Source organism: Pseudomonas sp. Emmai (assembly GCF_055179735.1).
In genome coordinates this window covers 5,191,346-5,205,775 of record NZ_CM143685.1, presented here as the reverse complement: position 1 = coordinate 5,205,775, position 14,430 = coordinate 5,191,346, and the positions used below count along the sequence as shown (strand labels likewise).

Here is a 14,430-nt window from a genome sequence, read left to right as displayed (position 1 = left end):
ATAATGATGAAGTGGTTAGCAGGAGACATGATGAGTACGCAGCCTTTGACCAATGGATTGGTACCCCAGCGCCTGGCGCAAACCCGTGAGCTGATGAGCCGGGAGGGCATTCACGCCCTGCTGGTGCCGTCGGCCGACCCGCACTTGTCCGAATACCTGCCGGGTTACTGGCAAGGACGGCAATGGCTGTCGGGCTTTCACGGCTCGGTGGGCACCCTGATTGTTACGCCGGATTTCGCCGGCGTCTGGGCCGACAGCCGTTACTGGGAGCAAGCGAGCAAGGAGCTCAAGGGCAGCGGTATCGAACTGGTCAAGCTGCAACCGGGTCAACCGAGCCCACTGGACTGGCTGGCCGAACAAACCCCCGAAGGTGGCGTGGTTGCCGTTGATGGTGCGGTGATGGCCGTGGCTTCGGCGCGCACGCTGGGGGGCAAGCTCGAAGAGCGCGGTGCTCGCCTGCGCACTGACATCGACCTGCTGAGCGAAGTCTGGAGTGACCGGCCAAGCCTGCCGAACGAACCGATTTATCAACATTTGCCGCCGCAAGCGACGGTCAGCCGTGGCGAGAAACTCGGCAAGTTGCGCGAGGTTTTGAAAGAGCGCGGTGCCGATTGGCATTTCATTGCGACCCTGGATGACATCGCGTGGCTGTTTAACTTGCGCGGCGGCGATGTGTCGTTCAACCCGGTGTTTGTCTCCTTCGCCTTGATTAGCCAGGAGCAGGCCACCCTGTTCGTCGCCTTGAGCAAAGTCAGCGCCGAACTGCGCGCAATCCTGGAACAAGACGGCGTGACCCTGCGCGATTACAGCGAAGTGGCCGACGCATTGCGCGCCGTGCCAGGCGGGGCGAGCCTGCAGGTCGACCCGGCCCGCGTCACCGCCGGGCTGCTGGAAAACCTGAACAGCGGCGTGAAGCTGCTGGAAGGGTTGAACCCGACCACCCTGGCCAAATCCAAAAAAAGCCTGGATGACGCCAAACACATCCGCCAGGCCATGGAGCAGGACGGCGCGGCGCTGTGCGAATTCTTCGCCTGGCTGGAGTCGGCCTGGGGCCGTGAACGCATCACCGAACTGACCATCGACGAGCATCTGACCGCAGCGCGTATGCGGCGCCCGGATTATGTGTCGCTGAGTTTCAACACCATCGCCGCGTTTAACGCCAATGGCGCGATGCCGCACTACCACGCCACTGAAGAAGAACACGCGGTGATCGAGGGCGACGGTCTGTTGCTGATCGACTCCGGCGGCCAATACCTGGGCGGCACCACCGACATTACGCGGATGGTGCCGGTCGGTACGCCAACCGACGAGCAGAAACGCGATTGCACGCGGGTGCTCAAGGGCGTGATCGCCTTGTCCCGGGCGCAGTTTCCAAAAGGGATTTTGTCGCCGTTGCTGGACGCCATCGCTCGTGCGCCGATCTGGGCGGAAAGCGTCGATTATGGTCACGGCACCGGGCATGGCGTCGGCTACTTCCTCAACGTTCACGAAGGCCCGCAAGTGATTGCCTATCAAGCCGCGGCCGCGCCACAAACCGCGATGCAGCCAGGGATGATCACTTCTATCGAGCCGGGGACGTATCGTCCAGGGCGCTGGGGCGTGCGGATTGAAAACCTGGTGTTGAACCGTGAGGCGGGAACAAGCGAGTTCGGTGAATTCCTGAAATTCGAAACCCTGACCCTGTGCCCGATCGACACCCGTTGCCTGGAGCCGTCGCTGCTGACTGAGGATGAGAAACAGTGGTTCAACGGTTATCACGCTGAAGTGCGCGAACGCTTGAGCCCGTTGCTCGACGGTGCGGCGCTGGAGTGGTTGAACACGCGGACTGCGGCCATCTGAGCGGAGTGAGTTCAGGCGCTCCAACGAGCGCCTGGCTCATGCCATTCAGCTCAGGGCTTCAGCGACGAAGTCCAGCCGGTCCTGGCCGAAGAACAGCTGATTATCGATAAACATGCTCGGCGCACCGAACACGCCGCGTTGCACCGCCTTCTCGGTATTGTCCTTGAGGGCGGCTTTGACTTCCTCGTCGGCGGTCAGGGCCAGCACCTCGTTCGGATCAAAACCCTTCTGCGTCAGCACGGCCGCGACGGTCGCCGGGTCATCGAGGCTCCGACCTTCGACCCACAGCGCAGTGAACAGACAATCAATAAATGCCTGGAAACGCTGCGGATGCCGCAGTTGCATGCCCATGACGGCGCGCATCAGCATCAGCGTATTGATCGGGAAATGCGGGTTGAATTTCAGCGGCACACCATAGCGTTTGGCGTAGCGGTCCAGATCCTCGAACATATAGCGACCCTTGGCCGGGATGGTCGCGGGTGAGGCATTGCCGGTGGCTTTGAAAACGCCGCCCAGCAGGATGGGGATGTAGGTCAGCCGGCTGTCGGTCTGCGCGCAGATCTTTGGCAGTTGGGTGTAGGCCAGGTAGGTGGCGGGGCTACCCAGGTCGAAATAGAACTCCACGGTTTTGCTCATGGTTGATGCACTCTGCTTATTGTTGTTGTGGGGGAGGACTTACCAGCGTTCGTTCCACGGGCGCAGGTCGAGTTCGAACGTCCAGGCGTCCCTCGGCTGGCTGTGCAAGTACCAGTAGTTTTCGGCGATGTGCTCGGGGTTGAGAATGCCATCCTGATCCTTGGTCGCGTACTTTTCCGGGAAATTGTCGCGGATGAAGTCGGTGTCGATGGCGCCGTCGACCACGATGTGGGCGACATGGATGTTCATCGGCCCCAGTTCCCGGGCCATGCTTTGTGCGAGGGCGCGTATGCCGTGCTTGGCACCGGCGAATGCGGCAAACCCTGCCGCACCACGCAGGCCAGCGGTGGCACCAGTAAACAGGATCGTCCCTTGTTGGCGTTTCGCCATACGCTTGGCCACTTCCCGAGCGTTAAGGAATCCGGAGAAGCAGGCCATTTCCCAAATCTTGAAATACTTGCGGGCGGTTTCTTCGAGGATGCTGCACGGCACGTTGGCGCCGATATTGAAGACGAATGCTTCGATCGGGCCGATCTGGGTTTCGATCTGCTCGACCAGTGCAATCACATCCTCTTCCTTGCGTGCGTCACAGGCAAAACCGTGAGCCTCGCCACCGCTGGCCTTGATGGCATCCACCAGCGGTTGGAGTTTGTCGGCGCTGCGACGGGTGACGCAAGCAATGAAGCCTTCCTGGGCAAAACGTTTAGCGATGGCGCCGCCGGTAGCATCTCCGGCGCCGACAACCAGTACGACCTTCTTGTTATTCATAGGTAGATCCCTTTGGTAAACGATCGTTAACTGAACGAACGTTATGCTACGATCCGGCGAACGTCAAGGCGATCAATTCCGAGGACAAGGCAATGCGCTACTCGCCCAATCACAAGCAGGAAACCAAAGAAAAACTGCTGGAAAGCAGTGCGGTGTCAGCCAAGAAGTCTGGTTTTGCTATGGTCGGCGTCGACAGTTTGATGAAGGCGATCGGCTTGAGCGGCGGGGCGTTCTACAGTCACTTTTCGTCGAAGGACGAGTTGTTCGCAGCGATCGTCGAACGAGAGCTGTGCCAAAGTCTGGCGCGGTTGGGCGGCAGTGGTGAGCAGGATCACGCCAGGCTTGAACGCTGCCTCAAGCATTACTTGAGCATGGCCCATGTCGAGCAGCCTGAGTCCGGGTGTGCTTTGCCGGCGCTGGGGGCGGAGATTGCCCGCTCAGACCTTGCGGTACGCCAGCAGGCAGAGATCTGGATTTGTCGGCTTCAGGAGGTTTGGGCACGGATCCTGGACAGCGACAGCCTGGCGTGGGCGATTCTGTCGCAATGCATCGGTGCACTGGTCGTGGCGCGAATGTTGGCCACTGCGGATATACAGCGAACCGTGCTGCAGTCCAGTCAAGACGAGATTGGCCGCCAGATTGCCGGGCGGCATCAAGCTACTTGCAAATGACGATCATACTGCGACTGGTGTAACCGGCGGGGTTGAGGCCGAACGGATAGTCACCGGGCTCTTCCACGGCGTCCCCGGATTTGGCGATGACCTTGTAACCTTTTGGCGCACACGAATTGGCGGCGCTGGTGTAGCACTTGTCCCAAGAGGACGAGAGCCCTGAACAGTTGATATGCAGCCCTTTCTTGCCGTGTCTGACCTGGGTTTTCGAGGTCGCCGCGCAGCCCGCAACTGCAAGTATGGCGATCAGTATCAAAATTCGTTTCATTACTGTCCTTAAGCGCCCGGATCTTACGCCCGGGTCTGGCTGCGTTCGCTTTTACTTTCGCTTGACGCGCTCCGATATCCCTATCTGAAAAAGTCCATGCGTGACACTGGGTTGCGGGCCTAAACATGGCCTAATTGAGCGGCAAATACCAGAGCTTCGTCAAATCCTGTATCAATCCGCCGCGACCGCAGGCTTGGCGGTACTGCCCATGGTCATGGTGGCGCCGACGGAAGCCAGGATAATGCACAGGATGGCCATCCACTGTGACAAGGAAAGGTACTCATGGAGAAACAGCAGGCCTGAGAGCGCGCCGATCGCAGGTTCAATGCTCATCAGCGTGCCGAAGGTGCGTGCTGGCATTCGGGTCAGCGCAACCATCTCCAGGGTATAGGGCAGGGCGGTGGATAGAATCGCAACGCCGAGGGCCACGGGGATCAGTGATGGAGTCAGCAGGGCGGCGCCTGCGTGAACGATACCGATAGGGGCGACGAAGAGTGCGGCAATCATGACGCCCAGGGCGGCGGTCGTTACGCCATTGTCGGCCCCGGCCTTCTGGCCGAACAGAATGTATAACGCCCAGCAGACGCCGGCACCGAGTGCATAACCGGCACCCACCAGATCAATCCCGGCCGATGTTGCTCCCGTAGGTATCAATAGCAGCAAGCCCACCGCCGCGAGCGCGATCCACAGAAAGTCGATGGCGCGCCGTGAGGCATAGATAGCGACGGCTAGAGGGCCGGTGAACTCCAGGGCTACGGCAATGCCGAGCGGGACGGTGCGCAACGACATATAGAAGAGGAAGTTCATGCCGCCCAGCGCCATCCCGTAGATGATGACGGTGCGCAGTGATTTTGCGGTGAGCTTCGCCCGCCACGGCCGCAGGATCAGCAACATGATCACGCTGGCAAAGATGAGTCGCAGAGTGGTGGTCCCTTGGGCGCCAACAATGGGGAACATACTTTTGGCCAGGGAGGCGCCGGACTGGATTGATGCCATGGCTATTAATAGCAGGCCAACCGAGAAGAGGGTCGAGGCAAGGCTGCGGGGTTGGTCATTCATTGCGAGGCATCGTCCGAGGTGGGGAGCAAAGTAATGTTCTAGGTGTTGGGCAATATACTGCGCATTGATTGCGGGCGCGTCTATATATAAGCAGTGATTTTGCACCTGTCGATAGAAAAGCCAAATCAGTGCTTGACGGCAGATTCTGGAAGTCTATAATTCGCCCCACTTCCGGCGCAGTCGAAACGGAAAACTCCTTGGTAAACAAAGAGTTATGCAGTTTTCGATAGCGAGTTGCTTCAGGTCATCGAAGCCCAGAAGGAGTTGATAAGGCAGTGTGTTGTCGCCTTGTTAACGGTTCGATCTTCTCGGTCGAAAGCGGAGCAAAAGAGGTGTTGACAGCAGCGAGTAACGCTGTAGAATTCGCCTCCCGCTAACGAGAGATCGGAAGCGCAAGTGGTTGAAGTTGCAAAGGAAACTTTGAAAACTTCTGAAAATAACCGCTTGACAGTAACTGGCGCTGCTGTAGAATGCGCGCCTCGGTTGAGACGAAAGATCTTAACCCACCGCTCTTTAACAACTGAATCAAGCAATTCGTGTGGGTGCTTGTGGAGTCAGACTGATAGTCAACAAGATTATCAGCATCACAAGTTACTCCGCGAGAAATCAAAGATGTAACCAACGATTGCTGAGCCAAGTTTAGGGTTTCTTAAAAACCCAAAGATGTTTGAACTGAAGAGTTTGATCATGGCTCAGATTGAACGCTGGCGGCAGGCCTAACACATGCAAGTCGAGCGGCAGCACGGGTACTTGTACCTGGTGGCGAGCGGCGGACGGGTGAGTAATGCCTAGGAATCTGCCTGGTAGTGGGGGATAACGCTCGGAAACGGACGCTAATACCGCATACGTCCTACGGGAGAAAGCAGGGGACCTTCGGGCCTTGCGCTATCAGATGAGCCTAGGTCGGATTAGCTAGTTGGTGAGGTAATGGCTCACCAAGGCGACGATCCGTAACTGGTCTGAGAGGATGATCAGTCACACTGGAACTGAGACACGGTCCAGACTCCTACGGGAGGCAGCAGTGGGGAATATTGGACAATGGGCGAAAGCCTGATCCAGCCATGCCGCGTGTGTGAAGAAGGTCTTCGGATTGTAAAGCACTTTAAGTTGGGAGGAAGGGCATTTACCTAATACGTAAGTGTTTTGACGTTACCGACAGAATAAGCACCGGCTAACTCTGTGCCAGCAGCCGCGGTAATACAGAGGGTGCAAGCGTTAATCGGAATTACTGGGCGTAAAGCGCGCGTAGGTGGTTCGTTAAGTTGGATGTGAAATCCCCGGGCTCAACCTGGGAACTGCATTCAAAACTGTCGAGCTAGAGTATGGTAGAGGGTGGTGGAATTTCCTGTGTAGCGGTGAAATGCGTAGATATAGGAAGGAACACCAGTGGCGAAGGCGACCACCTGGACTAATACTGACACTGAGGTGCGAAAGCGTGGGGAGCAAACAGGATTAGATACCCTGGTAGTCCACGCCGTAAACGATGTCAACTAGCCGTTGGGAGCCTTGAGCTCTTAGTGGCGCAGCTAACGCATTAAGTTGACCGCCTGGGGAGTACGGCCGCAAGGTTAAAACTCAAATGAATTGACGGGGGCCCGCACAAGCGGTGGAGCATGTGGTTTAATTCGAAGCAACGCGAAGAACCTTACCAGGCCTTGACATCCAATGAACTTTCTAGAGATAGATTGGTGCCTTCGGGAACATTGAGACAGGTGCTGCATGGCTGTCGTCAGCTCGTGTCGTGAGATGTTGGGTTAAGTCCCGTAACGAGCGCAACCCTTGTCCTTAGTTACCAGCACGTTAAGGTGGGCACTCTAAGGAGACTGCCGGTGACAAACCGGAGGAAGGTGGGGATGACGTCAAGTCATCATGGCCCTTACGGCCTGGGCTACACACGTGCTACAATGGTCGGTACAGAGGGTTGCCAAGCCGCGAGGTGGAGCTAATCCCAGAAAACCGATCGTAGTCCGGATCGCAGTCTGCAACTCGACTGCGTGAAGTCGGAATCGCTAGTAATCGCGAATCAGAATGTCGCGGTGAATACGTTCCCGGGCCTTGTACACACCGCCCGTCACACCATGGGAGTGGGTTGCACCAGAAGTAGCTAGTCTAACCTTCGGGGGGACGGTTACCACGGTGTGATTCATGACTGGGGTGAAGTCGTAACAAGGTAGCCGTAGGGGAACCTGCGGCTGGATCACCTCCTTAATCGACGACATCAGCTGCTCCATAAGTTCCCACACGAATTGCTTGATTCATTGAAGAAGACGATAAAGAAGCAGCCCGAAATTGGGTCTGTAGCTCAGTTGGTTAGAGCGCACCCCTGATAAGGGTGAGGTCGGCAGTTCGAATCTGCCCAGACCCACCAATTTTGCTTGTGTGGGAAACGCCTGTAGAAATACGGGGCCATAGCTCAGCTGGGAGAGCGCCTGCCTTGCACGCAGGAGGTCAACGGTTCGATCCCGTTTGGCTCCACCACTACTGCTTCTGATTGTTGAAAGCTTAGAAATGAGCATTCCACCAAGACGGTGATGAATGTTGATTTCTAGTCTTTGATTAGATCGTTCTTTAAAAATTTGGGTATGTGATAGAAAGATAGACTGAACGTTACTTTCACTGGTAACGGATCAGGCTAAGGTAAAATTTGTGAGTTCTCTTAATTGAGAAATTCGAATTTTCGGCGAATGTCGTCTTCACAGTATAACCAGATTGCTTGGGGTTATATGGTCAAGTGAAGAAGCGCATACGGTGGATGCCTTGGCAGTCAGAGGCGATGAAAGACGTGGTAGCCTGCGAAAAGCTTCGGGGAGTCGGCAAACAGACTTTGATCCGGAGATGTCTGAATGGGGGAACCCACCTAACATAAGTTAGGTATCTTAAGCTGAATACATAGGCTTAAGAAGCGAACCAGGGGAACTGAAACATCTAAGTACCCTGAGGAAAAGAAATCAACCGAGATTCCCTTAGTAGTGGCGAGCGAACGGGGACTAGCCCTTAAGTGGCTTTGAGATTAGCGGAACGCTCTGGAAAGTGCGGCCATAGTGGGTGATAGCCCTGTACGCGAAAATCTCTTAGTCATGAAATCGAGTAGGACGGAGCACGAGAAACTTTGTCTGAATATGGGGGGACCATCCTCCAAGGCTAAATACTACTGACTGACCGATAGTGAACTAGTACCGTGAGGGAAAGGCGAAAAGAACCCCGGAGAGGGGAGTGAAATAGATCCTGAAACCGTATGCGTACAAGCAGTGGGAGCCCACTTTGTTGGGTGACTGCGTACCTTTTGTATAATGGGTCAGCGACTTATTTTCAGTGGCGAGCTTAACCGAATAGGGGAGGCGTAGCGAAAGCGAGTCTTAATAGGGCGTCTAGTCGCTGGGAATAGACCCGAAACCGGGCGATCTATCCATGGGCAGGTTGAAGGTTGGGTAACACTAACTGGAGGACCGAACCGACTACCGTTGAAAAGTTAGCGGATGACCTGTGGATCGGAGTGAAAGGCTAATCAAGCTCGGAGATAGCTGGTTCTCCTCGAAAGCTATTTAGGTAGCGCCTCATGTATCACTGTAGGGGGTAGAGCACTGTTTCGGCTAGGGGGTCATCCCGACTTACCAAACCGATGCAAACTCCGAATACCTACAAGTGCCGAGCATGGGAGACACACGGCGGGTGCTAACGTCCGTCGTGAAAAGGGAAACAACCCAGACCGTCAGCTAAGGTCCCAAAGTTATGGTTAAGTGGGAAACGATGTGGGAAGGCTTAGACAGCTAGGAGGTTGGCTTAGAAGCAGCCACCCTTTAAAGAAAGCGTAATAGCTCACTAGTCGAGTCGGCCTGCGCGGAAGATGTAACGGGGCTCAAACCATACACCGAAGCTACGGGTATCACTTAGGTGATGCGGTAGAGGAGCGTTCTGTAAGCCTGTGAAGGTGAGTTGAGAAGCTTGCTGGAGGTATCAGAAGTGCGAATGCTGACATGAGTAACGACAATGGGTGTGAAAAACACCCACGCCGAAAGACCAAGGTTTCCTGCGCAACGTTAATCGACGCAGGGTTAGTCGGTCCCTAAGGCGAGGCTGAAAAGCGTAGTCGATGGAAAACAGGTTAATATTCCTGTACTTCTGGTTATTGCGATGGAGGGACGGAGAAGGCTAGGCCAGCTTGGCGTTGGTTGTCCAAGTTTAAGGTGGTAGGCTGGAATCTTAGGTAAATCCGGGATTCTAAGGCCGAGAGCTGATGACGAGTGTTCTTTTAGAACACGAAGTGGTTGATGCCATGCTTCCAAGAAAAGCTTCTAAGCTTCAGGTAACCAGGAACCGTACCCCAAACCGACACAGGTGGTTGGGTAGAGAATACCAAGGCGCTTGAGAGAACTCGGGTGAAGGAACTAGGCAAAATGGCACCGTAACTTCGGGAGAAGGTGCGCCGGTGAGGGTGAAGCATTTACTGCGTAAGCCCATGCCGGTCGAAGATACCAGGCCGCTGCGACTGTTTATTAAAAACACAGCACTCTGCAAACACGAAAGTGGACGTATAGGGTGTGACGCCTGCCCGGTGCCGGAAGGTTAATTGATGGGGTTAGCTAACGCGAAGCTCTTGATCGAAGCCCCGGTAAACGGCGGCCGTAACTATAACGGTCCTAAGGTAGCGAAATTCCTTGTCGGGTAAGTTCCGACCTGCACGAATGGCGTAACGATGGCGGCGCTGTCTCCACCCGAGACTCAGTGAAATTGAAATCGCTGTGAAGATGCAGTGTATCCGCGGCTAGACGGAAAGACCCCGTGAACCTTTACTATAGCTTTGCACTGGACTTTGAATTTGCTTGTGTAGGATAGGTGGGAGGCTTTGAAGCGTGGACGCCAGTTCGCGTGGAGCCAACCTTGAAATACCACCCTGGCAACTTTGAGGTTCTAACTCAGGTCCGTTATCCGGATCGAGGACAGTGTATGGTGGGTAGTTTGACTGGGGCGGTCTCCTCCTAAAGAGTAACGGAGGAGTACGAAGGTGCGCTCAGACCGGTCGGAAATCGGTCGTAGAGTATAAAGGCAAAAGCGCGCTTGACTGCGAGACAGACACGTCGAGCAGGTACGAAAGTAGGTCTTAGTGATCCGGTGGTTCTGTATGGAAGGGCCATCGCTCAACGGATAAAAGGTACTCCGGGGATAACAGGCTGATACCGCCCAAGAGTTCATATCGACGGCGGTGTTTGGCACCTCGATGTCGGCTCATCACATCCTGGGGCTGAAGCCGGTCCCAAGGGTATGGCTGTTCGCCATTTAAAGTGGTACGCGAGCTGGGTTTAGAACGTCGTGAGACAGTTCGGTCCCTATCTGCCGTGGACGTTTGAGATTTGAGAGGGGCTGCTCCTAGTACGAGAGGACCGGAGTGGACGAACCTCTGGTGTTCCGGTTGTCACGCCAGTGGCATTGCCGGGTAGCTATGTTCGGAATAGATAACCGCTGAAAGCATCTAAGCGGGAAACTAGCCTCAAGATGAGATCTCACTGGGACCTTGAGTCCCCTGAAGGGCCGTCGAAGACTACGACGTTGATAGGTTGGGTGTGTAAGCGCTGTGAGGCGTTGAGCTAACCAATACTAATTGCCCGTGAGGCTTGACCATATAACACCCAAGCAATTTGCGTCGAAAGAGCAGATTGCGGTGTGTGAAGACGAAACGAACCGAAAGTTCGAAAGACTCACAAAACACCGAAGGCTATCACATACCCAATTTGCTGAAGCGAGGCCAGCTGGCCGCGACTCAGTACCCGAATTTCTTGACGACCATAGAGCATTGGAACCACCTGATCCCATCCCGAACTCAGCAGTGAAACGATGCATCGCCGATGGTAGTGTGGGGTTTCCCCATGTGAGAGTAGGTCATCGTCAAGATTAAATTCCGAAACCCCTATCTGCGTATGCAGGTAGGGGTTTTGTTTTTGCCCTCGAAAAAGTGGCGCAAAGAAAAGGGACAGCTCAATGGCTATCCCTGAATACAACCAACCGCACCCTCAGTGAAACATTGGCAGTACGTGTTCAGCGATCTCCTCAATCACTTCCGCCACCGGTCGTTCGCTACGGCGCACGTGCAGGCCGACATGCTGCACACCGGTGTCCCGCAAAGCCTGCAGCTCATCAATCAATGCCAGGCGTCCGCAACTGCCGCCGAAGCGTACACGTCGCATCGGTGCATGCGGATTGGCCTCCAGATCCAGATGAACAAAGCTGATGTAAGGTTTATCGCCGCCGACCTCACGCCATAACCCCACGCGACGACGATGCTCATCCGGCGTGCCAGGGTAGGCGAGCCAACCGTCCATATGCTGACCTATCCAGGCCGGTGACTGCTGACCAAGCCCCGCCACCAGCAACGGCACCGCCTGATCACGCTCTGGTAGCAACCGAGCGCCTTCAGGCAAGCGACCTTCACCCTGGCTACGCAACAGCTCAACCGTATCGCGAAAGATCTCGCCACGCTGGCCGTAGTCCACACCAAACAACGGATACTCCATCGGCCGGTCACCACTGGCGACGCCCAGAAGCAGCCGCCCATCACTCAGCTCATCGACACTATTGGCAGCCTTGAGCGTCAACCACGGCTGACGCAACGGCAATACCACCGCTGCCGTCCCCAACATGATGTTGTCAGTAATCCCCGCCAGATAACCCAAATACGAAAAGGCTTCGAATACCTGCGCCGCATCGCCGAAATTGGGGTCGTACACCGGTACATCGCGAACCCAAAGCGCAGCAAACCCAGCTTTGTCGGCCAAGCGTGCCATGGCGGCGTGCTGCTTCAGGTCAGGAACACCAAAAGGTCTGTCCTCGGCCATTCGCAACCGTTGCCCATCACTGGACCAATCGTTATCCAGCGGCAATTCAAGGCCAATGGAAAATCCATTCGAGCCCAGTAATCGTTGAAATCGTGAGTGCATGAAAAACTCCAGAGAGGGAATGACATGCACCCAGTATCTACAGGCCCATCTGCAAGAAAAATGCATGAATGGGAATATCAATCTTGAGTAAAACGCACGAGTTCACCCAAAAAACCACACACGCCCGACCGTCGTTTTGGCCCTCAAGGACAACCGTTCGAGGAAATCGCGCTAAAGTGCCGGCGTCATTTTTGGTATGGTGCAGCTCGTTTTTTAATGGACTGATGACAACGCTGAGGATCGGCACCCCCTTCATAGTCAAAGAGCTGCTGCAGAAATGCCCGAACCGATACCCATCAAGGATCACGAAAAAGAGACGCGCCTGGTCAATAAAAGACTGATGGCCTGCGCCTTGTTTGTGGTCGCCATCACCTGCGCACTGGTCGTGCGCATGTACGTGCTGCAAGTGGTCGAATTCGACTACCACTCGACCATCTCCGAAAACAACCGCGTCCACGTTTTGCCGATCACCCCGACACGCGGGCTGATCTATGACCGCAATGGGGTGGTCCTGGCGGACAATCGGCCCAGCTTCAACCTGACCATCACCCGCGAACGCGCCACAGACGTCAGAGAAGAACTGGATGAGGTGATCAATCTCCTGCACCTGCCGTCCGAAGACCGCGCGTTGTTCGACAAGGCGATGAAGCAGGCACGGCATCCGTTCGTCCCGGTGACCTTGTTTTACGAGCTTACCGAAGAGCAGATCGCTGTCCTCGCGGTTAACGAATTCCGTCTGCCGGGTCTGGATGTCGAGCCGCAATTCGTCCGCCATTACCCGATGGGTGCGCACTTTGCCCACTCGATCGGTTACGTCGGTCGCATCAACGAAAAAGAGTCCAAGGCGCTGGACGGGGTGGAATACCGCGGCACTCAGTCCATCGGCAAAACCGGCATCGAAAAATTCTACGAGTCCGAGTTGCACGGCCACGTCGGAAACGAAGAAGTCGAGACTAACGCCCAGGGCCGCGTGCTGCGGGTGCTCAAGCACACCGATCCGACCCCCGGCAAAAACATCGTACTGAGCCTCGACGTCCACCTTCAGGAAGCCGCCGAGGATGCCTTGGGGGATCGCCGTGGTTCGGTGGTCGCCCTCGATCCATCGACCGGCGAAGTGCTGGCCATGGTCAGCAAGCCGAGCTTCGACCCGAACATGTTCGTGACCGGCATCAGCTTCAAGGAATACGCGGCGCTGCACGATTCCATCGACCGGCCGCTGTTCAACCGCGTCCTGCGCGGTCTCTATGCGCCGGGCTCGACCATCAAGCCGGAAGTGGCCATTGCCGGCCTCGACTCCGGTGTGGTCACCCCACAAACCCGCGTCTTCGATCCGGGTTACTACCAACTGCCGGACTTCGATCACAAATACCGCAACTGGAATCACAGCGGCGACGGGTGGGTGGACATGGACGCGGCGATCATGCGTTCCAACGACACCTACTTCTACGACCTGGCGCACAAGCTCGGCATTGATCGGCTGCACGACTACATGGCCATGTTCGGCCTTGGCGAGAAAGTCTCCCTGGACATGTTCGAAGAATCGGCCGGCCTGATGCCATCCCAAGCCTGGAAACGCGCCACGCGCCGTCAGCCATGGTACCCGGGTGAAACGGTGATCCTCGGCATCGGCCAGGGCTACATGCAGGTCACGCCGCTGCAACTGGCCCAGGCCACGGCGCTGATTGCCAACAAAGGCGTGTGGAACCGGCCGCACCTGGCCAAGACTGTCGATGGCGTTGCGCCGGTGGACGAGAACCCGATGCCGAATATCCTGCTCAAGGATCCGCGTGATTGGGAGCAGGTCAACCATGGCATGCAAATGGTGATGCATGATGCACGCGGCATCGCCCGGGCAGCAGCGGTGGGCGCCCAGTACCGCATCGCCGGCAAGAGTGGTACCGCGCAGGTGGTGGCGATCAAGCAGGGTGAGCGTTACAACCGGGCGAAAACCCTGGAGCGTAACCGCGACAACGCCTTATTCGTCGGTTTCGCCCCGGCCGAACACCCGAAGATTGTGATCTCGGTGATGATCGAAAACGGCGAAGCCGGTGGTCGGGTGGCCGGTCCTGTGGTGCGGCAGATCATGGACGCCTGGCTACTCGACCAGGACGGCCATCTCAAGCCGCAATACGCCACGCCGGCCAAACCACCGGGCGATCCTCACGTCTGATGCACCACTAGCGCTGTAAGGCACTTGCCATCGCCCTGACGTTAACGTAAAGATTGACGCCACGGCGCTGATCTCAAAAAGCGCAAAGCG

The 14,430-nt window shown here is 56.1% G+C and carries 8 protein-coding genes, 2 tRNA genes and 3 rRNA genes; 8 read left to right on the top strand and 5 right to left on the bottom strand.

Annotated features, from left to right (window positions below; translation table 11 throughout):
- Positions 1-30: 30 nt before the first annotated feature.
- Positions 31-1,839, top strand: a complete 1,809-nt coding sequence (locus tag ACY4LX_RS23885; RefSeq protein ID WP_463258035.1) for an aminopeptidase P family protein — start codon at positions 31-33, stop codon at positions 1,837-1,839.
- Between the two features lie 45 nt (positions 1,840-1,884).
- Here ACY4LX_RS23885 and ACY4LX_RS23880 read toward each other — a convergent pair whose 3' ends face one another.
- The gene (locus ACY4LX_RS23880) at positions 1,885-2,475 is read right to left on the bottom strand and encodes a 2-hydroxychromene-2-carboxylate isomerase (protein WP_463258034.1); all 591 of its coding nucleotides are present in this window, start codon (positions 2,473-2,475) and stop codon (positions 1,885-1,887) included.
- Between the two features lie 39 nt (positions 2,476-2,514).
- Positions 2,515-3,243, bottom strand: a complete 729-nt coding sequence (locus ACY4LX_RS23875) for an SDR family oxidoreductase (protein ID WP_463258033.1) — start codon at positions 3,241-3,243, stop codon at positions 2,515-2,517.
- Between the two features lie 92 nt (positions 3,244-3,335).
- On the opposite strand from ACY4LX_RS23875, the gene ACY4LX_RS23870 reads away from it, so the two are divergent.
- Positions 3,336-3,914, top strand: a complete 579-nt coding sequence (locus ACY4LX_RS23870) for a TetR/AcrR family transcriptional regulator (protein WP_463258032.1) — start codon at positions 3,336-3,338, stop codon at positions 3,912-3,914.
- On the opposite strand, the gene ACY4LX_RS23865 is transcribed toward ACY4LX_RS23870, so the two are convergent.
- Both ACY4LX_RS23865 and rhtA read right to left on the bottom strand, forming a co-directional pair.
- Positions 3,901-4,182, bottom strand: coding sequence for a hypothetical protein (locus ACY4LX_RS23865; RefSeq protein ID WP_463258031.1), 282 nt, complete (start codon positions 4,180-4,182; stop codon positions 3,901-3,903). The two genes, ACY4LX_RS23870 and ACY4LX_RS23865, sit on opposite strands and share 14 nt — an antisense overlap.
- 171 nt (positions 4,183-4,353) lie before the next feature.
- The gene (gene rhtA, locus ACY4LX_RS23860; RefSeq protein WP_149661767.1) at positions 4,354-5,241 is read right to left on the bottom strand and encodes a threonine/homoserine exporter RhtA; all 888 of its coding nucleotides are present in this window, start codon (positions 5,239-5,241) and stop codon (positions 4,354-4,356) included.
- A gap of 669 nt (positions 5,242-5,910) precedes the next feature.
- Between rhtA and ACY4LX_RS23855 the strand changes: the two genes are divergently transcribed.
- The 5 genes from ACY4LX_RS23855 (at position 5,911) to rrf (ending at position 11,127) form a co-directional block, all read left to right on the top strand.
- Positions 5,911-7,449 (top strand): 16S ribosomal RNA (locus ACY4LX_RS23855).
- A gap of 83 nt (positions 7,450-7,532) precedes the next feature.
- Positions 7,533-7,609, top strand: a tRNA-Ile gene (locus ACY4LX_RS23850).
- 34 nt (positions 7,610-7,643) lie between these two features.
- Positions 7,644-7,719, top strand: a tRNA-Ala gene (locus ACY4LX_RS23845).
- 247 nt (positions 7,720-7,966) lie between these two features.
- A 23S ribosomal RNA gene (locus ACY4LX_RS23840) occupies positions 7,967-10,858 on the top strand.
- Positions 10,859-11,011: 153 nt separating this feature from the next.
- Positions 11,012-11,127: ribosomal RNA gene (gene rrf / locus ACY4LX_RS23835) — 5S ribosomal RNA — on the top strand.
- The 16S, 23S and 5S rRNA genes sit together here with 2 tRNA genes alongside, the layout of an rRNA operon.
- Before the next feature lie 119 nt (positions 11,128-11,246).
- Here the strand turns inward: rrf and ACY4LX_RS23830 are convergent.
- Positions 11,247-12,170 carry a TIGR03571 family LLM class oxidoreductase gene (locus tag ACY4LX_RS23830; protein ID WP_463258030.1) on the bottom strand — a complete coding sequence of 308 codons (924 nt, stop codon included), beginning with the start codon at positions 12,168-12,170 and terminating at the stop codon, positions 11,247-11,249.
- 277 nt (positions 12,171-12,447) lie between these two features.
- On the opposite strand from ACY4LX_RS23830, the gene mrdA reads away from it, so the two are divergent.
- Positions 12,448-14,340, top strand: a complete 1,893-nt coding sequence (gene mrdA / locus ACY4LX_RS23825; protein WP_463258029.1) for a penicillin-binding protein 2 — start codon at positions 12,448-12,450, stop codon at positions 14,338-14,340.
- Positions 14,341-14,430: the final 90 nt, after the last annotated feature.